Genomic DNA, 22,617 nt, shown 5'->3' on the forward strand with positions numbered 1-22,617 from the left:
CCATTACCACCCCGAAGATTATGGACCACAAACAATAATGAACCCTGAAATAGAAAAGTTTGATCAAATAGTGGCCGGGCTCACAGCGCCCGGGCAGCCCTTTGCCTTGGACACAGTCACCCTCGATGGTGTCGAGTACCGCAACTTCTCCGGCATGCCGGCCAACCTCGGCCAGTACTATATGGTGATGCAGCAACATGCTGAGAAGGACTTCGCCGTCTATCTGGATGAGCGCTACACCTTTGGCGAAGGCTACCAGCACAGTTGTGAATTCGGCGCCGCACTGGTGCAGCGCTACGGTGTTAGCAAGGGCGATCGGGTTGCCATACTGAGCCGCAATAACCCGCAGTGGATGATGGCTTTCCTTGCGGCGACCTCGGTCGGAGCGGTAGCGGTCCCGATGAACGCATGGTGGACGACGGAAGAGCTTGACTACGGTTTTGCCGACAGCGGTGCAAAGATTGTCGTGGCCGATCGCGCCCGCGTGGAGCGGCTCGCCCCTATTGCGCAAAAGCACGGGCTGCAGCTCATCACCATCGACGACTGCAGCGGGCTGGACGTAGAGCACACCCCGTTCTCCGAGTTGCTGCAAGCGTATAGTGGCGCCACCATGCCGGAAGTTGCTGTGACACTGGAGGACCATGCGACCATTATGTATACCTCCGGATCAACCGGGCATCCCAAGGGCGCACTGTCGTCGCACCGGGGTATTCTGTCGGCGTTGTACAGCTGGATGTGCCTGGGTATCGCCACCAAGATGGCGGCCACCCAGGAGGTTCGTGATGCAGGCCTGGCCCCCGCAGGGCTGCTCACTATCCCGTTATTTCACTGTACCGCAAGCCACTCGGCGTTCCTTTTGTCTCTGGTGGTTGGTCGCAAAATGGTGATCATGCATAAGTGGGATGCGCAGGAGGCGCTGCGTTTGATCGAGAAAGAGCGCATCACATGGTTCAACGGTGTGCCTACTATGTCGGCGGAGTTGCAGGCCGCGGCGGAAACTACTGACAGGGATATCTCCTCGCTAACGGAAATCATGGCCGGTGGTGCGCCCCGTCCGCCCGAGCAGGTGAAAAAAATCAGTGGCACATTTAAAAAGTCCGCGCCGGGGATCGGTTACGGCCTGACCGAGACCAATGCTATTGGAGCCGTGAATGCCGGTGCGTTCTATATTGCGCGGCCCAACAGTTCAGGGAGAGTGGTGCCGGCGGTGACAGAGTTTCGCGTGGTCGGCGAGGATGGCAGCACGATGCCGGCGGGCGAGCGCGGTGAACTGTGTATCAAGTCTCCCGCCAATATACTGGGCTACTGGAACAAGCCTGAGGCTACCGCCGAGGCATTTGTCGACGGCTGGTTTCACACCGGCGATGTGGCCTATCTGGATGAAGATGGCTTTGTCTACATCGTTGACCGAATCAAAGAAATCATTATTCGCGGCGGTGAGAATATCAGTTGCCCCGAGGTGGAGGCGGCCATCTATGCGCATCCCGCCATCCATGAGGCCGCAGTCTTTGGTTTGCCGGATGAGCGTCTCGGCGAGATCGTCGGCGCTGCTGTGGTGCTGCGCGAAGGCCAGCAGCTGACCGCCGAGGAACTGCGCAACTACCTGACGGAACATCTTGCCTCATTCAAGATACCGCTGCATATCTGGTTTCACAGCGAGCAATTACCGCGCATCGCCTCAGGCAAAATCTTCAAGCGGCAGCTCAAGGCTGATTACGCAGTGGAGCTGGCATCGCGCTAGCGCTCTGGCGTCATTTATTACAGACAATCGATACATTAACGGGATGGGAGAGAGAGTATGACAATGGAGTTGGGTATCAGTGCAAATGTGGCACCGCTTCTGGCGGAGGTAAAACAGTTTATTGAGGAAGAGATACACCCGGTTGAAAGTGACTATTTTGAGGATATCAGCGTCGGGGACCGGTGGACTTTTACAGACCGCCAGAACGACATCCGCGAGGGGCTGAAAACCAAGGCAAAAGCCAAAGGGCTGTGGAATTTCTTTCTCACCGGTGAATCTGGCTCGGGTCTGAATACGGTGGAGTATGCCTATCTCGCAGAGGAGATGGGCAAGTCGCATCTGGCTGCCGAGATTTTTAACTGCGCGGCGCCAGACACCGGCAATATGGAGGTGCTGCATAAGTACGGTACCGAGGAACAGAAAAAGCAATGGCTTGAACCGCTGATGAACGGGGACATCCGTTCTGCATTTGCAATGACCGAACCAGGGGTTGCCTCGTCCGATGCTACCAATGTCTCCACCACGGCGGTACTGGAGGGTGATGAGTGGGTGATCAATGGTGAGAAGCACTATATTTCTGGTGCCGGTGACCCGCGCTGCAAGATAATGATCGTGATGGTCAAAACTGACCCGGAGGCGCCCAAGCACTTGCAGCAATCGCAGATTCTGGTGCCGATGAATACCCCGGGTGTTGAGAACCTCCGCCCGATGAATGTGTTTTCGATGGACGATGCGCCGCACGGCCATATGCATCAGAAATTTACCAATGTGCGGGTGCCTAAAGAGAATATTATTCTCGGTGCTGGCCGTGGATTTGAGATCTCCCAGGGCCGTCTCGGGCCGGGCCGAATACACCACTGCATGCGCGCTATCGGCGCGGCGGAAAAAGCGCTGGAGCTGTTGTGTCAGCGCGCGGTATCCCGTACAGCGTTCGGCAAACCACTGGCGCGTTTGGGTGGTAACATCGACATCATCGCCAATGCGCGAATGGATATCGAGCAGGCGCGCTTGTTGACACTCAAGACTGCCTGGATGATGGACAATGTAGACGCTAAAGAAGCTCGCGTCTGGATTTCCATGATCAAGACCGCTGTGCCGAATATTTCAATCCGTATCGTCGATGAGGCGATTCAGATGTTCGGTGCGCTGGGCGTGTCGCAGGACACCCCGCTGGCGAATATGTATATGGCACAGCGAACCTTGCGCCTTGCGGATGGCCCCGACGCAGTGCACCGCATGGTCGTGGGCCGTAACGAGCTGAAAAAGTACGCTGAGCAGGATGGTGTGCGAGCAACCTTCAGGGATGGCTGATACACGCTGACTCCCTATGGACGGGTGGCGCCCGCTGTCCGTCCTGTTGTGTCCTGCATATTTATTGGGCCCTCTATAATATTGCGCTGATCTGCGGTAGCCTCTGGGCAATAAGTAAATAATAAGAGTGTGCTCCGATGGTGATATCCAATAGGCGATATTTCCTGTCCCTGTTTGCCGTGTCTCTTGCAGCGGCTGCACCTGGCCTGCTGGCGCAGGGCAATGCGCTGGAGGAAATCATTGTCACCGCGAATAAGCGTGAGGCCTCACTGATGGATAGTGCCGCATCGCTCAGTGCGTTTGATTCAGCCACGCTGAACCAGTTGGGTATTACCGGCGCCCAGGATCTTGTCGCGCATACACCATCGCTGTCGATAACCACCTTCCGGGTGAGTATTCGCGGCGTGGGGCGTCCGAATCTGGCGGTGGGCTCCGAGCCGGGCATCGGCATTTACTGGGACGGTGTCTACAACTCGGAAAACGACGTATTCGGCCTGTCTGAGTTCATGGACATAGAGCGCGTTGAGGTGTTGCGCGGGCCACAGGGTATTCTGTACGGACGCAACTCGGTAGGCGGCGCCATCAACTTCGTCAGCAAGCGACCCAATGCGCAGTGGGGCGGTACTGCGACGGCCCAGTTGACCAATTACGATGGCCGCCTGATACAGGGCTTGGTCAGTGGGCCGGTCACCGACAAGCTCAATGTTCTGGTGGGGGCTTCCTATATTAGCCATGAGGGGTATCAGAAAAATATTTACAACGGCAAGGACTACCAGGAGCAGCAGACCCCCTATGGCACATTCAGCCTGGAACACCAGACTACGGATCGCTGGAATACGGTCCTCAAGGTACTGGGGACAGATCAGAAGTACAGGCCGGCCAATGGGTATATGCTGGAGCCTTTTTCACGCGAATTGAATCAGCAGGTGGCCGATGATGAGACCGGGGAGCTCATCAGCCTGCCGGGCATGTTCCCTGCGCAGAATTTTGTCAATATGCGTCAGGGGCTGGCGATCTCCAACCCTGCGCTGGACAATGAAGACAGGGTGAAACAGGACCACGACCCCGAGGTGAAGATCCGTCGCTGGGCGGCCTTTCTCAACAGCGAATACAGCGCGGATACCTTTTCCCTGAAATACACCGGCGGCTACTCCCGATACTGGTTTGATTCCGACACCGACGCCGATGGCACTGCGGCGGAGGATTCGGGCGTGGATTGGAGCAAACTGTTGTTAAGTGGTATTCCCGTGTCCCGGTTTCCGGGGTCCCCCGGGTATGTACTGACTCCCGCCGAAATGACCTACGTGGTGAATCAGGAGGCCACCTTCGAGTCCCACGAACTGCAGTATTCCTCGGAGTGGGGGGGGGATTATTCGCTGCTGGGCGGACTTTACTATTACCACAGCGATGAGGAGCAGGTGGTGAGTTACCGCGAGTGGAACGATCAACTGATGGAGATGTACGCATTTCTGGGGAGCTTCGTAACCCCCGTGGTAAGCGATGACAACTACCTCTATCGCGGTGATGCGCACGTGGACACAAGGTCATATGCCACTTACGGTCAACTTACCTGGGACTGGCGCCCCGACACCGCACTGACATTTGGCCTGCGCTATTCGTATGACGACAAAAAAGGTGAGGACAATACCTTTGTGCAGTTTGTCGGCGACCCCGACGATCCCACAGTGTACAGAAAGCAGGATGATAGCTGGGACAAGTGGACATGGCGCGTGGGGGTGGACCACTACATCACGCAGGAGCAATTCCTGTACGCGTTCATCGCCACCGGTTACCGCTCGGGCGGTTTCAATTTCCAGAAACCTACCGCCAGCCCGCTGGTGGATGTGGTGAAACCGGAAGAAATCATTTCCTATGAAATGGGATATAAAGGGTCGCTGCTGCGAAACCGACTGAACCTGGCCGTGTCAGCCTACTATTACGATTACATGGATCTACAGGTGATCAAGCAGGACGTGGAAAACGGTATTGCCCTTAATACCTTCGAAAATGCCGATGATGCCCGCGCGATGGGACTGGAACTGGAGGCTTGGGCACTGCCGATTCCGGAGATCATGCTCAGCGCAACATATTCTTACAACAACACCGAGTTCAAGGATTTTTCCAGCAAGGACGCCAATGCCTGTACGCTGGGGCCTTATGCCGTGGGGGATACCCAGGCCCCGTTATGCACCGATGAACAGGATCTCAGTGGCAATGAGTTCGCACTGACGCCGGAGAACAAACTGTCGCTGAATGCCACTTATTTCTGGCAGATGTTCGAGCTGGACTGGTCGATCACCGGTAGCTATTACTACCAGGGCGAGCAGTGGATGACGCCCTTCAATAACCCCGAGTACGATAAGGTTGGCAGTTGGGACCGCTGGGACGCACGCCTCAATGCCGCCGCGCCTGATCTGGCGTGGGAAGTCACCGCGTTCGTCAAAAACATTACCGACGACCGGGAAATCGTCAACCGGGGTAGGCCCAGTACGGTAACGCACAACGCTCAAACCACGCTGACGGATCCGCGGATATACGGCATCAAACTGCAGTACAATTTTTAGGCCTGATACGGCGGGTAGATTTAGTCGCTCCGGGTGCGTTGGCGGGGTGTGTGCCGCGCGGCGGATACCCCGTTTGGCGGTCCCTGTCCAGCGGTGTGCAGGACAAAAAATACTTGAATGGACTAAATACATACTGTATGTTCAAATCCCTTTTTGAGTGACCAGTAGCACCACACTACTTCCCCGTCTGCGCGATTTTCGCCGTCAGGAACGCGGCCTGTGAAAATGCGATGGGAGTGTGTGAAATACCAAAGCTCGACTACACTAGATGGTTTCCGTGACAGCAACCGATTGCAGCACTTTTAATGAGGAGCACTCCATGGCAGTAAAAATCGTACCGAAGGAAGAAATGCTGGATGCCATTGGCACTAAGTTTGAGCCGGGCCCCTGGATTGAGGTCACGCAGGACCGGATCAACACCTTCGCCGACTGTACCGAAGATCACCAGTTTATTCACGTGGACGTTGAGGCGGCCAAAAATACGCCCTTTGGCGGCACTATCGCGCATGGCTTTTTGACCCTTTCGCTGCTGTCCAAGTTGGTAGAGGGTAGTGGTGTCGTTCCCGAAAATATTGTGATGGGCCTGAATTACGGTTTTGACAAGGTGCGCTTCCTGACGCCGGTGAGTGCGGGCAAGCGTGTGCGGGCCCATGCCGAAATTTCAGATGTCACGGAGAAGGACGGCGGCCGTTTTCTGGTGAAACAGACCATCTCTGTGGAGATAGAGGGCGAAGACAAGCCGGCGTTAATAGCCGAGTGGTTGACCATGGTCATTTGCGGCTGAGCGGCCGTTACATCCAATTTTTTTTTAGTTAGGGGATATCAGCAATGTCTATTCGATACGACGGAAAAGTGGCTATTGTTACTGGCGCAGGCCAGGGTCTGGGTCGCAGCCATGCGATAGAGCTGGCCAAGCGCGGTGCCAAGGTGGTCATCAACGATCTCGGCGGTGGTGTCGACGGTTCCGGTGGTTCTTCCGAGGCGGCTAAAGCGGTTGTAGCCGAGATAGAGGCACTGGGCGGTGAAGCCATTGCTAACGGAGCCAATGTTGCCAAGTACGACGAAGTAGAGGCCATGGTTAAACAGGCCATGGACAAGTGGGGCCGGGTGGATATTCTGGTCAACAACGCGGGCATCCTGCGCGACAAGAGTTTCGCCAAGGGCTCGCTGGAAGACTTCAAACTGGTATTGGACGTCCACCTGATGGGCAGTGTGAACTGCACCAAGGCCTGCTGGGAAATCATGCGTGAACAGGCTTACGGACGCATCGTGGTAACAACCTCCTCATCCGGCCTGTACGGCAACTTCGGGCAGACCAACTATGGCAGCGCCAAAATGGGCGTCATCGGCATGATGAACACACTCTCCCAGGAGGGGGCCAAATACGACATTAAAATCAATGCACTGGCACCAACAGCCGGCACGCGCATGACAGAGGGGTTGATCCCCGAGGAAGCGTTTGCCCTGCTGACTCCGGAGACAGTGACACCGGCGGTACTGTATATGGTGAGCGAAGAAGCGCCCACCAAGACAATCATCTGTGCCGGCGCTGGCGCCTACTCCGTGGCCAAGATCATTGAAACGGATGGCGTCTGGTTGAAGCCCGAAGAGCAGACACCCGAAGGTATTGCTGCGAACTGGGATGCCATCTCCTCTCCTGAGGGCGAAGCACAGCCCCAGGCCGGATTTGAACAGACCGTGAAACTCACGGGCAAGGCAATGGAAGGTCTGGGCCTGAACAAATAGCGAGTGACTCAGTGGCGTCCTCGCGGCGCCCTCACAACTGGAGAGATATCATATGAGAGAAGCAGTAATTGTATCGACCGCACGCACGCCTATTGCAAAGGCATTCCGTGGCGGTTTTAACAACCTCGGTGGCGCGACACTTGGCGCGGCTTCTGTGGCCGAAGTCGTCAAGCGCGCCGGGATCGATCCGGCCCGCGTAGAGGACGTGATTATGGGCTGTGCGCTGGAGCAGGGCGCAACCGGTTCCAATATCGCGCGCCAGATCGCGCTGCGCGCCGGTCTGCCCAATACCACATCCGGTATGACCATGGATCGCCAGTGCTCCTCCGGCCTGATGGCGGTAGCGACCGCAGCGAAACAGGTTATGTACGATGGCATGGATTGTGTGATTGGCGGCGGGCTGGAGTGCATCACGCTGGTACAGAACGAGCATATGAACCTGCACCGTATGGTGGACGAGGAATTGTTGGCGATAGAGCCCAATATGTTTGTGCCCATGCTGGAGACCGCTGAAATTGTTGCCGACCGCTACAACATCTCTCGCGATGCGATGGATGAGTACGGCCTGCAATCGCAGCAGCGCACGGCCGCCGCTTATGAAGCGGGCAAGTATGCCGATGAACTGGTTTCAGTGACCTGCGAGCGCACTGTCTGGGACAAGGCAACCGGTGAAGCCTCACTGGCTGAGAACACCGTATCTGCCGATGAAGGCCTGCGCGCCACTACGCTGGAAGGTCTGCAGGGCCTGCGTACGGTTGTTGAGGGTGGCACAATCACCGCAGGTAACGCCTCCCAGCTGTCCGACGGGTCTTCCGCGCAGCTGATCATGGATGCAAAAACGGCCGAGAAGGAAGGGCTGCAGCCACTGGGCTATTACCGCGGCATCGCGGTGGCCGGCTGTGCGCCGGATGAAATGGGTATCGGTCCGGTCTTTGCTGTGCCCAAACTGCTCAAGCAGCACGGGCTGAAGGTGGACGATATCGGCCTGTGGGAGTTAAACGAAGCGTTTGCGGTACAGGTGATCTACTGCCGCGATCAGTTGGGTATCGATAACGACAAGCTCAATGTTAACGGTGGCGCGATCTCCATTGGTCACCCCTATGGCATGAGTGGCTCCCGCATGATCGGGCACGCACTGATCGAGGGCAAACGGCGCGGCGTCAAATACGTGGTGGTCACCATGTGTGTGGGCGGCGGTATGGGTGCCGCAGGCCTGTTTGAAGTCGCCTGATACCCGGCTTGTTAGAACGGCGCCTGCGGGCGCCGTTCTTGTTTTAGACCGCGATTAATTTTCGTTCGCATAGAGGAAAGACAATGAAAGCAGTGATATGCAGGGAACACGGATTACCTGACAAACTGGAACTCGCGACAGACTGGCCAGAACCGGAAGCAGGTGAACACGACATACTGATCGATGTGAAGGCCGCCGGTCTCAATTTCCCCGACGTATTGATCATTCAGGGGAAATACCAGATGCAGCCGGACATGCCGTTTATTCCGGGCGGTGAATGCGCCGGTGTGGTGGCGGCAGTCGGAGAAAAAGTCAGCCGCTTCAAAGTGGGCGACAAGGTAATTTCCGCCGGGGGTTCGGGCGCGTTTTGCGAGAAAATTGCGGTTCACGAACTCGGCGCATTTCCGATGCCGGATGGGCTGAATTTCGAGCAGGCAGCCGGAGTCTGTATTACCTACTTTACCTCCTACTATGCCCTCAAGCAGCGCGCCGATCTGCAGTCGGGCGAAACCTTGTTGGTGTTGGGCGCCGCTGGTGGCGTCGGGACCAGTGCCATCGAACTGGGCAAGCAGATGGGCGCGAAGGTGATCGCGGCTGCCAGTACCGATGAGAAGCTCGAGCTGTGCAAAAAGCTGGGCGCCGACGAGGTGATCAACTACAGCAAGGAGAACCTCAAGGATGCCATCAAGGCGCTGACGGGGGGCAAAGGCGTAGACGTGGTGTACGACCCGGTAGGTGGCGATTACGCTGAGCCGGCGATTCGCGGCATGGCCTGGAACGGCCGCTACCTGGTGATCGGCTTTGCCAGCGGCCCCATTCCCAAAATCCCGCTCAACCTGACCCTGCTCAAGGGGTGTTCCGTGGTCGGTGTGTTCTGGGGCCGGTTTGTCGGTGAGGAGCCCGAGGTCAACCTCGCCAACATCGAGGCATTGTGGGAATTGTTTTCCAGCGGCAAAATTAGCCCGGTGGTGACCGACAGCTTTCCGATCGAACAGTATGAAGAGGCCTTTAACTGTATGATGGAGCGCCGCGCGCGCGGGAAGGTTATTCTCACTATGTGAGGCAACATCTGCACAGGGAGTACTGGACATGTACAGTTTCGAATTCAATACGGTGGCGCGCATCGTCAGTGGGGCGGGCAGCGCGCTGAAACTCGCAGACCAGTGCCGGTTGCTGGGGGTGGAGAGACCGCTGCTGGTCACTGATCCCGGGTTGATGGCAATCGGCCTCGTGCAGCCGGTGCTGGCCTCGCTGGAGCAGGCCGGATATGCACCACTGGTGTTTGATCAGGTGCGCGAGGATCCCCCGGAAGAGACCGTGTATGCAGCGGTGGAGTTGGCGCGCGGTGGCAGTGTTGACGGTGTTATTGCGGTTGGCGGCGGCAGTTCCATGGATGTGGCTAAGGTCGTGGCCGTATTGCTGGGTGGCAGCCAGTCACTGGCAGATATTTACGGCGTCGGCCAGGTGAGTGGCAACAGGCTGCCATTGATTCTGGTGCCGACGACTGCGGGTACCGGATCAGAGGTTACGCCCGTGGCAGTGATTACCACTGGCGAAACCACCAAGGCGGGTGTTTCCTCGCCTGTTCTGCTGCCGGATGTCGCGGTGCTGGATGCCGCGTTGACGCTGGGGCTGCCGCCTGCTGTCACTGCAATGACCGGGGTCGATGCAATGGTGCACGCCATTGAGGCCTATACCTCACGGCACAAGAAAAACCCGCTGTCCGACAACCTGGCCGTGCATGCGTTACAGCTGTTGTCTCGCAATATCCGCACTGCGGTGCTGGAGGGTTCGAATCAGCACGCGCGGGAAAACATGCTGCTCGGTGCCTGTCTCGCGGGGCAGGCATTTGCCAATGCCCCCGTGGCGGCGGTCCACGCGCTGGCCTATCCCCTCGGTGGGCACTACCACATCCCCCACGGTCTCAGTAACTCGTTGGTATTGCCCGCCGTGATGGAATTCAACGCACCGGAGGCGAGCACCCTATACGCTGAACTCGCCGAGGTCGTGACGGGGGCGCCGGTGGAGGGCAGCGCCGAGGCCAAAACTGCAGCGCTAATCGCCGCGTTGCGGGAGCTGATTGACGATGTCGCTCTGCCGGCAACCCTGCAGCAGGCGAATGTGCTGGAGAATGATCTGGAAATGCTGGCTACTGACGCCATGCTGCAGCAGCGACTGCTGGTGAATAACCCGCGCGAGGTCAACTACGATGACGCGCTGGCGATCTATCAGGCCGCCTATGGCGGCGCGGCATGAGTGCGTCAGAGCGGCCCTCCCGCGCCCACTACAAGGTGTTTTACCCGATCTCAACGCGGTGGTCGGACAACGATATCTACGGCCATGTGAACAATGTCGTTTACTACTCCTACTTTGATACGGCGGCTAACCGCTACCTGATAGAGGAGGGTGGCCTGGATATTGGCGACGGCAGCATCGTGGGCTATGTTGTGAACTCCGGCTGCGAGTATCACGCGCCCATCACTTACCCGGAAGCGGTGGAAGCAGGCGTCAGGGTAGATCGCCTCGGCAATAGCTCCGTGCAGTATGGCATCGCGATATTTAAAGCGGGCGAGGAGGAGGCGGTGGCGCACGGACATTTTGTGCACGTGTTCGTCGAGCGCGCTGAGAATCGCTCCGTGCCTATACCTCAGCAATTGCGAGAGGCGCTGGAACGCATCGCCTGATATCTCACCGGTGAGCAACATCGGGGCGCTCGCCAGGGCGTGATTGTAGTCCGCCGGCGAGGCCTTTGAGCCGTGTGCCTCAGCGGTCCTTTATAATAAAAATAATGAGTACGGCGAGGAAGACGCCCGCACTGAACAGCGGCGCCAACGGGCTGTGTATCTGGTAGAGCCCACCTGCACAGATCGGGCCTACCACGAAGCCGATGGCCGGGCAGGAACTCACCAGCCCCGCTGCGCCACCCTGTTCTTCCGGTGTGACGGCCAGTGACGCACCCGATGATATCGAGGGCATACACAGCGCCAAGCCTGTACCGAGAAAGGCCATTCCCACAGCCAGTACGGTGAATACCTCGAAGCCTGACACAATCACGGCGCCGACCAGCAGCGAACACAATCCGATACGGATAAACTGTGTCGGTTTGAGATTGACGCGCTGCATGACAGTCACCTGCGTGACAAACGTAAAAATGGCGGAGACCATCAAAGCGGCACCCGTCATTTGTGCAGTTTCAATGCCGCTCAGCTGCAGTTTGTCCTGCAGCTGAAACCCCAGCGTCTGCTGGATGCCGGAGAAGCCAATGAATAGCCCAACCGCAGTCGCCAATAGCAGCGCTATGCGGCGGTCTGAGTAGCGCAGTTTCACTGTCGTCGTGCGGCGCGTGAGTTGCGTCGGGGGTGTCGCTGGCAGGTTGCGCCACACCACCACGGCTGCCACTGCCGCGAGTCCGCCTGCGAAGTACAGCGGTGCCAGCAGGCCGAACGTGGCCAGCGCACCGCTGACGGCAGGCCCCAGTATGGTGCCCATACTGCTGGCCGTCCCTAGCTTGGCCATGGTTTTGGTGCGTTGGTCACGGCTGGTGTGATCGGCAGCATAGGCCATGCTGGCCGGGTTGGTGGCAGACATCACCATCGATTGGCTGCTGCGTGTTACCAGTAAAATGCCATACAAGGTCGCGCCACTGAGCAGGCCTGTCAGGCCGCCGTAAAATACGCTGGCGAACAGTATGGTGCCGATGGTGTAACCCACCAGCCCGGTGATGATAACGGGTTTGCGCCCGATGCGATCGCTGAAACGGCCCCAGTATGGGGCTGCGACGCCGAAGATCAATGCGGAGACGGCGATAATGGAAGTGATCTGCAACTCGCGCAGATTCACCTCCCGGCCCAGCGGGGCCAGGATGGCGAACACCAGCGACTGACCTATCCCGGTACCCATCAGGGCGAGGATAAGTACAGTCAACTGCTTGCGCGTCAGCTGCCCGGGTGATGCTGTATTCACAGCATTGGGCTACTTGAGCTCTGCAGAAGATTTCTCCAGCACTCTGCGCGCGACAATCAACTGCTGGATCTGCTGCGTTCCCTCGAAGATATCGAGGATTTTGGAATCGCGGGCAAATTTTTCCAGCAAGGTATTTTCGCTGTAGCCCAGACTCTGGCACAGGGCCACACAGCGCAGCGTGATGGCATTGCCTACTCGTCCGGCTTTTGCCTTGCACATGGAGGCCTCCATCGAGTTCGGCGTGCGGTTGTCCGCCATCCACGCCGCCTTCAGGACCAGCAAACGGGCGGCATTCCACTCGGCTTCCATCTGGCAAAGCTCGGCTTCTATCGCGCTGAGGTTACTGGGCTTCTTGTCGAACTTGAGCTCCACGCCCTCTGCCTTTAATAGCTCGCGAGCCATGTCCAGCGCGGCCCGCGAGGTACCGATCGCCATCGCAGCGACGGGTGGGCGGGTGTTGTCAAAGGTCTGCATCACGCCGCCAAAGGCCTTTTTGCGGCCCTCCGCGTCGGTTGCGACCTCTGCGCTGCCGAGGATATTGTCCTTTGGAATACGGCAGTCATTAAAGCTGATAGAGGCGGTATCGGACGCGCGGATACCCAGTTTGTGCTCCAGTCGTGTCACCTCGCAGCCTGGAGTGCCCTTTTCCACGATGAAGGATTTGATCGCCGCCTTGCCGAGGGATTTGTCCAGCGTCGCCCACACCACCAGGGTGTCGCTGCGCTCGCCATCGGTGACAAAAATCTTCTCGCCGTTGAGTACCCATTCGTCACCGTCGAGAACAGCCGTGGTATTGATGTTGGCCGAGTCAGAACCGGTGCCCGGCTCGGTGATACACATGGCCGCATAGCTGCCACCGTATTTTTTGACCTGTTCGGGTGTGCCCACGGCGGTGATCGCGGCATTGCCCAGTCCGCTACCGGGCATGGCCAGAAACAGGCCGACATCGCCCCAGCACAGTCCGAACAGGCCGACGACCGCGCCCATGTTGCCGCCATTGACGATCGTGCCCTCGGGAATGGGCTCGCGCGAACCTTTGGTTTGCGAGGCGCGGGCACCACTGATCAGCTGTGCAACTTCTTCCATCTCTTTAGGATAGGTGTGCTCTTCCTTGTCGTACTTGCGTGAATAGGGTCGGATCATGTGTTCAGCTAGCATCATCACCTGGCTGAAGGTTTCCTCGTGTTTTTTGGCGAGTTCCAGATTAATCATAGTGTGTAATCCTGTAAAAATTGTATGGGCTTAGACGCTGGCGACACCTTCGAGTATGTCGATGGCACGTAGGTTGCGATACCACATTTCCACCGGGTGCTCGCGGCAGAAGCCGTGACCGCCAAGTAACTGCACGCCATCGGTGCCGATTTTCATCGCGTGTTCCGCACAGAACACTTTTGCCAGATACGCCTGCTCGTGAAAATCCAGGCCCTGCTCCGCGCGCGCGGCTGCGCGCCATGTCATCAGCCGCATGGCCTCCAATTCAATGGCAATGTCGGCCACCATAAAAGCTACGGACTGGCGGTTGCTGATGGGTTCGCCAAAAGCCACTCGCTCGTTGACATACGGTTTCACATAATCCAGCACCGCCTGGCAGGTGCCGACAGCCAGTGCACAGAGGCCGATGCGGCTCAGGTCGGTAAATCGTTGCAGATCGAAGGCGCCGTCGCCCAGCAGGGCGTCCGCCGGCAGTTGCACATTGTCGAACTGCACCGTGGCGAGCTGCGCACCGAGTAGGCCCATATTGGACTCCGCTGTTCGGGTCATGCCATCGGGAGTGCCCTCGATGATGAAGGCCGCATCATCGCCGTTTTCCAGCCGTGCTGCGACCAGCATCAATTCGGCATCCATACCCAGCGGCACCATACTCTTTGTGCCCGACAGATTGAACCCATCGCCGCTGGCAGTTGCCGTGGTTGCGGGGGCAGAGGGCTCGAAGGTCGCGCGCGGTTCCAGCAGAGCGGTGGTGGCTGCTTTGAACTCGCCACTGCAAAAGAGTGGCAGGTACTTTTCGCGCTGGGCGTCCGAACCCTGATCCAGCAGCGTATTCACAAACGCCATCGGGGTGATGGACCCCAGTGCCAGAGACAGATCACCGTGGGAGAGGTCTTCAAAAATCAGCGCATTCGAGGTGGGTGAGCGTGTGACGCCGGCGCCACCAAGCGCTTCTGGAATGGGCAGTAGCGTGAGCCCCAGCTCGGCCGTTGCAGGGTAAAAATCCTGTGCTGTACTGGAACCTTCGTCAACAGGTTTTGCCCGCGTGCGAATTTCTGCGGCAGCAAAGCGCTGCATGCTCTCGCGATTCATGCGCTGCTCGTCTGTCAGCGTCAGGTCGAACAACAGGTCGGGTGCGGTATCGGTCATCGTCTCTCTCTCGGGTCAGGGGTTTACAGCGGTGAGGCTCGGGGCCTGTAACCCGCCAATCAGATAGTCCACCAGGTGGTCAAGCAGCGTGTCTTCGTCGAAATCACTGAGGTCGCCCAGCGGAGTGTGTGTGAGCCAGCTTACTTCTGCAATTCCGTGCAGGACGTTGGTGGTCATAAACATGAGTCGCAGTCGACGCACCGGTGCTGGCAGGTCGGGCAACTGTGATTCCAGTGCCCGGTCCACGTGTTGCCAAAACGGTGCAAACACCGCGTTGACCATTGTGGCGATGTCTGCATCATTCTCGCTGACCAGTCGCGACAGAAATTGTACGCCATTGGCACCCCAGTTCTGTCGCGCCGGCAGCTGTACCAGCGGCAGCAGGGTGTCCCGGCAGGCGCTGCGCAGCGAGCGTGCCGGTGTCTGCGCTGTTCGCAGCGCACCGGCGATGTGGCGCAGTTCCTGGGCGATCAACTCTACCAGCGCCTCTACCACACCGAGTTTGTTGTGGAAGTGGTAGTGCATTGCGGCGGAGTTTTTCGAGCCGGCCTCGGTACTGATGCGGCGCAGGGAGACCGCATGCAGCCCCTCGGTCGCGTACAATTTCAGCGCTGTCAGTAAAAGGCGTTCGCGTGTATCCGCGCCTTTTTCTTCCGCTGTGCGCGCGGGTGCTGTCATTTGCGCCTGAGTTGTTCAGTGTTACCCAGCGCGAGTATAAAACGGGTATAGCTCACGGGGAAAAGGCGGCTGATAATAGAGATGACGACGGCGTCCAGCCCGATCAGTAGGCGTTTCTTGCGCTTTTCGATCGCGTGAATGATTTTTTGCGCGGCGACCTCGGGGGTGGTCTTGGCGAGTTTTTCAAATTCGCGGCCACGCTCTTCGGGCGTCAGGCTCTCGTCACCGCCGCGCGCGACCCGTGCAATATTGGTCTTTATGCCACCGGGGTGAACGCAGCACACATGCACATTGCTTCCGGCCATTTCCTGACGCAGCGCCTCGGTGTATCCGCGCACCGCGAATTTTGCCGCGTTATAGGCGGACTGGGTGGGTACGCCGATCAGTCCGAACACCGAGGACAGATTTACCAGATGACCTTGCGCAGAGTTGCGCAGGAGCGGCAGGAAGGCCTGTGTGCCATAGACGACCCCCCAGAAATTGATGCCCATCAGCCACTCCTGATCCTCGTAGCTGCTTTCCTCGACGTTGGCCATCAGCGCTACGCCGGCATTGTTGATGACGATATCCACGTGGCCCTTGCTGCTGCCTATTCGATCGGCCCAGGCATGCATGCCCTCTTTGCTGGCCACGTCCAGCACCTCGGCATCGACAGGAATATCCTTGAGCGGCAGTGCTGTGATGGTTTCATTCAGTGCGTCGGAATTGATATCGCTCAGAAACAGTTCACATCCTTCGCGGTTTAATTGCATGGCCAGCGCGCGGCCGATGCCTGAACCCGCGCCAGTGATAACAGCGATTTTGCCTTTTGCGTATGCCATGATGCGCTCCGCAGTGGTTGAGGTGAGGTAATAATAGGCGCTTTTTATATTAAAGCAATTGCTTTACAGGGTCTTTTTTGGGTGTCGTACTGGTTGCGTGGGTCTGCGCTGAGTCGCCGTACTAAGCGTAAGGGTATAGGAATTACAGCCGACGAATCTGCTCGTCGGGCAGTTTATAGGGCTGAGGAGTCTGGACACATTCAGGCCCTTCCCCTACAATGCCACGCCAGATTACACACACTCGGCCAGCGCACCGGGTTGCAGTGTACCCCTGTGGTAAACCTGAGTTGTATTTCTATGATAAAAAGGCGAGATGCGGTTTCCCATCTCGCTTTTTTGCGAGCGCGCGACTGGCATTTTGCCCCTGACCGACGGAGGTTTTCTTGTCCATTGTGGCCATCTTAGCCCTTGAAGACGGTAGTATTTTCAAAGGTTTGGCAATCGGTGCTACTGGTACCTCGGTGGGCGAGGTGGTATTCAATACCGCGATGAGCGGCTATCAGGAAATCCTGACAGACCCCTCCTACGCCCGTCAGATTGTTACGCTTACCTACCCCCATATTGGCAATACCGGTACCAATGCAGAAGACGAGGAGTCTTCTGCTATCTGGGCGACCGGCCTGGTGATTCGCGATCTGCCATTGCTGGCAAGTAACTTTCGCAATCAGCAGGGTTTGTCCGAGTATCTCAAGCAGCGCAATATTGTGGCGATTGCCGATATCGACACCCGTCGACTGACGCGAATCCTGCGTGAAAAAGGCGCCCTGAATGGCTGCTTGATGGCGGGGGAGTCTGTAGATACGGATGAGGCCCTGAAACGCGCGCGAGAGTGTGCTGGCCTCAAAGGCATGGATCTGGCGAAGGAGGTCACTGCCGCATCCAAATACAGCTGGCGGGAAGGCAGTTGGACGCTGGAGGACGGCCATCGTGAGCGCTCGGACGCGGAGTTGTCCTGGCATGTCGTCGCCTACGACTATGGTGTCAAACGGAATATTCTGCGTATGCTGGTTGATCAGGGCTGTCGCATTACCGTTGTTCCGGCGCAGACGCCCGCGGAGGAGGTGCTGGCGATGAATCCGGATGGCATTTTCCTGTCTAATGGCCCCGGAGATCCAGAGCCCTGCGATTACGCGATAACTGCGATCAAGGCGTTTCTGGAGACGGATATTCCAGTCTTCGGCATCTGCCTGGGTCACCAGTTGCTGGCGCTAGCCAGTGGTGCCACCACGCTCAAAATGAAGTTTGGTCACCACGGTGCCAATCATCCGGTGCAGAATCTCGATGACGAAACCGTGTTGATCACCAGCCAGAACCACGGTTTTGCAGTGGATGAGGCGAGCCTGCCCGATAACCTGCGCGCCACGCACAAGTCGCTGTTCGATGGCAGCCTGCAGGGCATTCACCGCACTGACAAGCCTGCATTCAGTTTTCAGGGGCACCCGGAAGCCAGCCCCGGCCCTCATGATGCCGCCCCTCTATTCAGGCATTTTATTGATTTGATAACCGCACGCGCCGAGAAGAAGTAAGCCATCATGCCGAAGCGTACCGACTTAAAAAGCATCCTGATCATCGGCGCCGGCCCGATTGTTATCGGGCAAGCCTGCGAATTCGATTACTCCGGTGCCCAGGCCTGTAAAGCCCTGCGCGAAGAGGGTTACAGGGTTATTCTGGTGAACTCCAATCCGGCCACCATCATGACCGATCCAGCGATGGCCGATGCGACCTATATCGAGCCCATTGAATGGCGCACAGTGGCGCGAATAATTGAAGTCGAAAGGCCCGATGCCCTGCTGCCCACCATGGGTGGCCAGACCGCGCTTAACTGTGCCCTGGACCTGGCGCGCGAAGGCATACTGGAAAAGTTCGGCGTGGAGATGATCGGCGCGACCAAAGAGGCCATCGACAAGGCTGAGGATCGCCAGTTATTTGATCAGGCAATGAAGCGCATTGGTCTGGCGACACCGCGCTCTTCCACGGCCCACAGCCTGGAGGAAGCTTTTCAGGTTCAGGATTCCATCGGCTTTCCCTGCATTATCCGCCCCTCTTTCACCATGGGTGGTTCCGGTGGCGGCATCGCCTACAACCGCACTGAATTTGAAACGATCTGTCGGCGCGGGCTGGATCTCTCGCCCACCAATGAGTTGCTGATTGACGAGTCCCTGATCGGCTGGAAAGAGTATGAGATGGAGGTGGTTCGCGACAAAAAGGACAACTGCATCATCATCTGCTGTATCGAAAACTTCGATGCGATGGGCGTACACACCGGGGATTCCATCACAGTGGCCCCGGCCCAGACGCTGACCGACAAGGAGTACCAGATCATGCGCAACGCCTCGCTGGCGGTGCTGCGTGAAATCGGTGTGGAAACCGGTGGCTCCAACGTGCAATTCGGGCAGGACCCGAAAACCGGGCGTATGGTGATCATCGAGATGAACCCGCGGGTGTCGCGCTCCTCTGCGCTGGCCTCGAAGGCAACCGGATTTCCCATCGCCAAGGTCGCGGCAAAGCTGGCCGTTGGATTCACTCTGGATGAACTGCAGAATGACATAACCGGCGGTGCTACACCGGCCTCGTTCGAGCCCTCCATCGACTACGTGGTTACCAAGATCCCACGTTTTGCGTTTGAGAAATTCAGCGGGGCAGACAGCCACCTCACCACCCAGATGAAGTCAGTGGGTGAAGTGATGGCGATTGGCCGCACTTTTCAGGAGTCGCTGCAGAAAGCATTGCGCGGCCTCGAAGTCAGTTCGGCCGGCTTTGAACACCAGATCAATGTCGACGACCCCGATCAGCGTGGCGAACTGGTGGCGGAATTAACCAATCCCGGGCCGAACCGTATCTGGTTCGTCGGCGATGCATTTCGCGCCGGGATGAGTGTGGATGAGGTGTATCAGTACTCGGGAATCGACCCCTGGTTCCTGGTGCAAATTCAAGACCTGATCAGCACTGAGGACAGATTGAAAGCGGTCAAACTCACCGAGATTGATCACGCGCAGATGTTCGGCCTTAAGCGCAAAGGCTTTTCCGACGAGCGCCTGGCCGTCTTACTGGCCGCCTCTGAAGCACAGGTACGGCAGCATCGGCAGGCTCTGGGTGTGCGTCCGGTTTACAAGCGTGTTGACACCTGTGCTGCGGAATTCGCATCCGCGACAGCTTATATGTATTCCTCATACGAGGAAGAGTGCGAGGCAGCGCCTAGCGACAGAGACAAAATACTGATTCTCGGTGGAGGCCCCAACCGCATTGGCCAGGGTATTGAATTCGATTATTGCTGTGTGCACGCCGCATTGGCGCTGCGTGAAGACGGTTATGAGACCATCATGGTCAACTGTAATCCAGAAACCGTTTCTACTGATTACGATACCTCAGATCGCCTGTATTTCGAGCCGGTGACGCTGGAGGATGTGCTCGAGATCGTCGATCTGGAGAAGCCCAAGGGTGTGATCGTGCAGTTCGGTGGCCAGACACCGCTGAAACTGGCACGCGCGCTGGAAGCGCAGGGTGTGCCCATTATAGGTACCACCCCGGATGCCATCGATCGCGCAGAAGATCGCGAGCGTTTCCAGCAGATGATCCAGAAGTTGGATCTCAAGCAGCCGGTGAACACCACAGTCCGCAGTGTGGAAGCCGCGCTGGAAGCCGCTAGCAATATCGGCTATCCGCTGGTGGTGCGCCCCTCTTATGTACTGGGCGGTCGCGCCATGGAGATCGTGTACCGAGAAGAGGATCTGTTGCGGTATATGCGCGACGCAGTGCAGGTCTCGCACGAGTCGCCTGTGCTGTTGGACAGTTTTCTAAGCTCTGCAATTGAAGTGGATATCGATGCCGTCAGTGACGGCAGTGAAGTTGTGATCGGCGCCATCATGCAACATATCGAACAGGCGGGTGTGCACTCCGGTGACTCAGCCTGTTCGCTGCCACCGTACAGCCTTGATGCCGATCTGCAGGACGAAATGCGCGAGCAGGTGAAGAAGATGGCGCTGGAGTTGGGCGTCAAGGGCCTGATGAATGTGCAGCTGGCCTGGCAGGACAATGAAATCTACGTCATTGAGGTCAACCCTCGTGCCTCGCGTACCGTGCCGTTCGTGTCAAAAAGTATCGGTGTTTCGCTGGCCAAGGTTGCGGCGCGCTGTATGGCGGGACAGACACTGGCCGAACAGGGCTTTAACCGTGAGATCGTGCCTTCCTATTACTGTGTGAAAGAGGCGGTGTTGCCGTTCAATAAATTCCCCGGCGTCGACCCGATTCTCGGGCCGGAGATGAAATCGACCGGTGAAGTGATGGGTGTCGGTGACACTTTTGCCGAAGCTTTTGCCAAAGCCGAGCTGGCCGTAGGTAGCGGCGCGCCCAGCAGCGGTACGGCCCTGATCAGTGTTCGCGATGTGGACAAACCTGGCATCGTTGGAGTGGCTCGCGATCTTGCAGAGCTGGGCTTTACGTTGGCGGCAACGAGTGGCACAGCGCGGGTACTGGAGGAGGCGGGCCTGACGGTGCGTCATGTGTACAAGGTGCATGAGGGCCGTCCGCATATTGTCGACATGATCAAGAACGACGAGGCAGACTTTATTATCAATACTACGGAGGGGCGGCGCGCTATCGAGGATTCTTCATCCATTCGTGCCAGTGCTGAGGCGCACAGGGTGTTCTACACCACGACTCTGACGGCTGCGCAGGCGATTGTCATGGCGTTAAAATTCAAGGGCGAAATGACGGTGCGCCGCCTGCAGGATCTGCACAGGAGAGTTGAGGCATGAATAAGTTTCCGATGACAAAAGCCGGAGAAACAGCGCTGCGGGAGGAACTTGAGCGCCTCAAGAAAGTGGAGCGACCGCGCATTGTCGAGGCAATTGCCGAGGCGCGTGAGCACGGTGACCTGAAAGAGAACGCGGAGTATCACGCGGCGCGGGAGCAGCAGAGCTTCACCGAAGGCCGCATCATGGAGATTGAAGGCAAGCTGGGCAACGCCCAGGTGATCGATATCACTGCCATTCCCAAGACCGGCAAGGTGATCTTCGGTACGACGGTTGACCTGATCAACCTCGAAACAGACGAAACCGTGACCTATCGTATCGTCGGTGAGGATGAGGCCGACATCAAGAGCCACATGATCTCAGTAGGTTCGCCCATCGCCCGTGCCCTGATCGGCAAGGAGGAGGGTGAGGTGGTCATCGTCAAGGCACCCGGTGGCGACATCGAATACGAAATCGACCAGGTGCGACACGTCTAGAGCGCGCGTGACGTAAGTCCTATTTGCCTTTGAATACCGGTGGCCTGCGCTCTATGCGTGCCATCATTCCTTCGCCAAAATCCTCGGTGGCCATTGTCTTCGCAAGCGCCGCATTTTCCTGATCCAGTGCCTCACTTAGAGCTGCCACATAGGGCTGGTGCAGGCAGCGTTTCATCTCCCGGATGGACAGCAGGGGCGCCTTTGGCGGAATCAGGTTCAGTGCTTTATCGCGGGTGAAGGACAGCAGTTCATCGTGTGGTACTACCGCGTTGGCGATGCCCAGTTCTACTGCTTCCTGCGCAATGATGCGTTCCGGAAAAAACAGCAGTTCCTTGGCTTTCTGAAAACCCAGCAATCGCGGCAGGAAAAATGTGGACCCCAGCTCTGCCGCCAGCCCCAACTTGGCGAAAGGCAGCTGCAGCCAGGCGTGCTCGGAGAGATAAATCTGATCCGCCGCGGCCAGACACAGTGTAACAGCTCCGCCGATAGCCAGCCCGTTGATCGCTGCGAGAATGGGTTTATCGCAGTTGTACATTTTTAGTGTCGTGCGTTTTTGCGCGATATCGGTCAGGTCGATCTCCGCCATGACCTCAGGAGCCAACCCCTCAAAAGCATCAGGGTTGAAGTAGCCGCCGCTGCTGAAAGCCTCTTTGGTCGGATCGTCGGCATTTGGATCCTTTGCCCCCGTCAATATCATCGCGTAGGCAGAATCGTCAGACTGGAAGTGGTCAGTCGCGTAGGCGATCTCCAGAAATGTTACGGCGCTGAGGGCGTTTTTGCGCTTGGGCGTATTCAGGGTCAGCGTAACGATGCCCGCTTCGTCTTTGGAATAGATGATATCTTTGAAATCTTCAGGTTTCATACTGTTCAACCGGCTCCGGATAGGGTGAGTATATTTGCAGGACCACCTCTGGATAAGACAGTAAAGCTTGAGGCATCATCGGAATGCTTCAAGGCACTCACAAGCGGTGGCATGA

The 22,617-nt window shown here is 57.5% G+C and carries 18 protein-coding genes; 12 read left to right on the plus strand and 6 right to left on the minus strand.

Translation table 11 applies throughout. The features are described from left to right. Positions 1-37: 37 nt before the first annotated feature. From AC0L6S_RS21340 to AC0L6S_RS21380, 9 genes are all read left to right on the plus strand, one after another. Positions 38-1,741 carry a class I adenylate-forming enzyme family protein gene (locus AC0L6S_RS21340; protein WP_473426126.1) on the plus strand — a complete coding sequence of 568 codons (1,704 nt, stop codon included), beginning with the start codon at positions 38-40 and terminating at the stop codon, positions 1,739-1,741. Positions 1,742-1,804: 63 nt separating this feature from the next. Then, positions 1,805-3,052 (plus strand): acyl-CoA dehydrogenase family protein, encoded by a 1,248-nt coding sequence (locus AC0L6S_RS21345; protein WP_473428669.1) that lies wholly within the window; start codon positions 1,805-1,807, stop codon positions 3,050-3,052. Positions 3,053-3,189: 137 nt separating this feature from the next. Further along, complete coding sequence (locus tag AC0L6S_RS21350; protein WP_473426127.1) at positions 3,190-5,616, plus strand: TonB-dependent receptor; 2,427 nt, start codon at positions 3,190-3,192, stop codon at positions 5,614-5,616. A 319-nt stretch (positions 5,617-5,935) separates the two neighbouring features. Beyond that, complete coding sequence (locus AC0L6S_RS21355; protein ID WP_473426128.1) at positions 5,936-6,400, plus strand: MaoC family dehydratase; 465 nt, start codon at positions 5,936-5,938, stop codon at positions 6,398-6,400. A 44-nt stretch (positions 6,401-6,444) separates the two neighbouring features. Further along, on the plus strand, positions 6,445-7,362 hold the full coding sequence (locus tag AC0L6S_RS21360; RefSeq protein WP_473426129.1) for an SDR family NAD(P)-dependent oxidoreductase: 918 nt from the start codon (positions 6,445-6,447) through the stop codon (positions 7,360-7,362). Between the two features lie 52 nt (positions 7,363-7,414). After that, complete coding sequence (locus AC0L6S_RS21365) at positions 7,415-8,593, plus strand: acetyl-CoA C-acyltransferase (protein ID WP_473426130.1); 1,179 nt, start codon at positions 7,415-7,417, stop codon at positions 8,591-8,593. An 83-nt stretch (positions 8,594-8,676) separates the two neighbouring features. After that, positions 8,677-9,654 (plus strand): NADPH:quinone oxidoreductase family protein, encoded by a 978-nt coding sequence (locus AC0L6S_RS21370; protein ID WP_473426131.1) that lies wholly within the window; start codon positions 8,677-8,679, stop codon positions 9,652-9,654. A 28-nt stretch (positions 9,655-9,682) separates the two neighbouring features. Then, the gene (locus AC0L6S_RS21375) at positions 9,683-10,849 is read left to right on the plus strand and encodes an iron-containing alcohol dehydrogenase (RefSeq protein WP_473426132.1); all 1,167 of its coding nucleotides are present in this window, start codon (positions 9,683-9,685) and stop codon (positions 10,847-10,849) included. Then, positions 10,846-11,277: an acyl-CoA thioesterase gene (locus AC0L6S_RS21380; RefSeq protein ID WP_473426133.1), complete on the plus strand. Its 432-nt coding sequence runs from the start codon at positions 10,846-10,848 to the stop codon at positions 11,275-11,277. The genes AC0L6S_RS21375 and AC0L6S_RS21380 overlap by 4 nt, the downstream gene beginning before the upstream one ends. A 79-nt stretch (positions 11,278-11,356) precedes the next feature. On the opposite strand, the gene AC0L6S_RS21385 is transcribed toward AC0L6S_RS21380, so the two are convergent. Genes AC0L6S_RS21385 through AC0L6S_RS21405 form a run of 5 tightly spaced genes read right to left on the minus strand, consistent with a single transcriptional unit; the run spans position 11,357 to position 16,413 of the window. Beyond that, entirely contained in the window at positions 11,357-12,556 is a 1,200-nt protein-coding gene (locus AC0L6S_RS21385; protein WP_473426134.1) for an MFS transporter, read from the minus strand. 9 nt (positions 12,557-12,565) lie between these two features. Beyond that, the gene (locus AC0L6S_RS21390) at positions 12,566-13,768 is read right to left on the minus strand and encodes an acyl-CoA dehydrogenase family protein (RefSeq protein ID WP_473426135.1); all 1,203 of its coding nucleotides are present in this window, start codon (positions 13,766-13,768) and stop codon (positions 12,566-12,568) included. A gap of 30 nt (positions 13,769-13,798) precedes the next feature. Further along, positions 13,799-14,914, minus strand: a complete 1,116-nt coding sequence (locus tag AC0L6S_RS21395) for an acyl-CoA dehydrogenase family protein (protein ID WP_473426136.1) — start codon at positions 14,912-14,914, stop codon at positions 13,799-13,801. A 15-nt stretch (positions 14,915-14,929) separates the two neighbouring features. Next, entirely contained in the window at positions 14,930-15,592 is a 663-nt protein-coding gene (locus tag AC0L6S_RS21400) for a TetR/AcrR family transcriptional regulator (RefSeq protein WP_473426137.1), read from the minus strand. Next, complete coding sequence (locus AC0L6S_RS21405) at positions 15,589-16,413, minus strand: SDR family NAD(P)-dependent oxidoreductase (RefSeq protein ID WP_473426138.1); 825 nt, start codon at positions 16,411-16,413, stop codon at positions 15,589-15,591. The genes AC0L6S_RS21400 and AC0L6S_RS21405 overlap by 4 nt, the downstream gene beginning before the upstream one ends. A gap of 383 nt (positions 16,414-16,796) precedes the next feature. Here AC0L6S_RS21405 and carA point away from each other — a divergent pair, with 383 nt between their 5' ends. From carA to greA, 3 genes are read left to right on the plus strand one after another with little or no spacing between them, the layout of a single operon-like run. After that, positions 16,797-17,939, plus strand: coding sequence for a glutamine-hydrolyzing carbamoyl-phosphate synthase small subunit (gene carA, locus AC0L6S_RS21410; protein ID WP_473426139.1), 1,143 nt, complete (start codon positions 16,797-16,799; stop codon positions 17,937-17,939). A 6-nt stretch (positions 17,940-17,945) separates the two neighbouring features. Further along, a complete protein-coding gene (gene carB / locus AC0L6S_RS21415; RefSeq protein WP_473426140.1) occupies positions 17,946-21,167 on the plus strand; it encodes a carbamoyl-phosphate synthase large subunit in 3,222 nt (1,073 codons plus the stop codon). Further along, on the plus strand, positions 21,164-21,640 hold the full coding sequence (gene greA / locus AC0L6S_RS21420; protein WP_473426141.1) for a transcription elongation factor GreA: 477 nt from the start codon (positions 21,164-21,166) through the stop codon (positions 21,638-21,640). The genes carB and greA overlap by 4 nt, the downstream gene beginning before the upstream one ends. Positions 21,641-21,659: 19 nt before the next feature. Here the strand turns inward: greA and AC0L6S_RS21425 are convergent, their stop codons facing one another. Further along, positions 21,660-22,502: an enoyl-CoA hydratase/isomerase family protein gene (locus AC0L6S_RS21425; protein WP_473426142.1), complete on the minus strand. Its 843-nt coding sequence runs from the start codon at positions 22,500-22,502 to the stop codon at positions 21,660-21,662. Positions 22,503-22,617: the final 115 nt, after the last annotated feature.

Source organism: Halioglobus sp. D3-4 (assembly GCF_055809315.1).

Bases quoted from the DNA above. Each gene is read 5' to 3' on its own strand.
- AC0L6S_RS21400 (WP_473426137.1), bottom strand. From the start codon at position 15,592: ATGACAGCACCCGCGCGCACAGCGGAAGAAAAAGGCGCGGATACACGC.
- AC0L6S_RS21350 (WP_473426127.1), top strand. From the start codon at position 3,190: ATGGTGATATCCAATAGGCGATATTTCCTGTCCCTGTTTGCCGTGTCT.
- AC0L6S_RS21345 (WP_473428669.1), top strand. From the start codon at position 1,805: ATGGAGTTGGGTATCAGTGCAAATGTGGCACCGCTTCTGGCGGAGGTA.
- AC0L6S_RS21425 (WP_473426142.1), bottom strand. From the start codon at position 22,502: ATGAAACCTGAAGATTTCAAAGATATCATCTATTCCAAAGACGAAGCG.
- AC0L6S_RS21380 (WP_473426133.1), top strand. From the start codon at position 10,846: ATGAGTGCGTCAGAGCGGCCCTCCCGCGCCCACTACAAGGTGTTTTAC.
- carB (WP_473426140.1), top strand. From the start codon at position 17,946: ATGCCGAAGCGTACCGACTTAAAAAGCATCCTGATCATCGGCGCCGGC.
- greA (WP_473426141.1), top strand. From the start codon at position 21,164: ATGAATAAGTTTCCGATGACAAAAGCCGGAGAAACAGCGCTGCGGGAG.
- AC0L6S_RS21390 (WP_473426135.1), bottom strand. From the start codon at position 13,768: ATGATTAATCTGGAACTCGCCAAAAAACACGAGGAAACCTTCAGCCAG.
- AC0L6S_RS21405 (WP_473426138.1), bottom strand. From the start codon at position 16,413: ATGGCATACGCAAAAGGCAAAATCGCTGTTATCACTGGCGCGGGTTCA.
- AC0L6S_RS21395 (WP_473426136.1), bottom strand. From the start codon at position 14,914: ATGACCGATACCGCACCCGACCTGTTGTTCGACCTGACGCTGACAGAC.
- AC0L6S_RS21365 (WP_473426130.1), top strand. From the start codon at position 7,415: ATGAGAGAAGCAGTAATTGTATCGACCGCACGCACGCCTATTGCAAAG.
- AC0L6S_RS21340 (WP_473426126.1), top strand. From the start codon at position 38: ATGAACCCTGAAATAGAAAAGTTTGATCAAATAGTGGCCGGGCTCACA.
- AC0L6S_RS21370 (WP_473426131.1), top strand. From the start codon at position 8,677: ATGAAAGCAGTGATATGCAGGGAACACGGATTACCTGACAAACTGGAA.
- AC0L6S_RS21375 (WP_473426132.1), top strand. From the start codon at position 9,683: ATGTACAGTTTCGAATTCAATACGGTGGCGCGCATCGTCAGTGGGGCG.
- AC0L6S_RS21360 (WP_473426129.1), top strand. From the start codon at position 6,445: ATGTCTATTCGATACGACGGAAAAGTGGCTATTGTTACTGGCGCAGGC.
- AC0L6S_RS21355 (WP_473426128.1), top strand. From the start codon at position 5,936: ATGGCAGTAAAAATCGTACCGAAGGAAGAAATGCTGGATGCCATTGGC.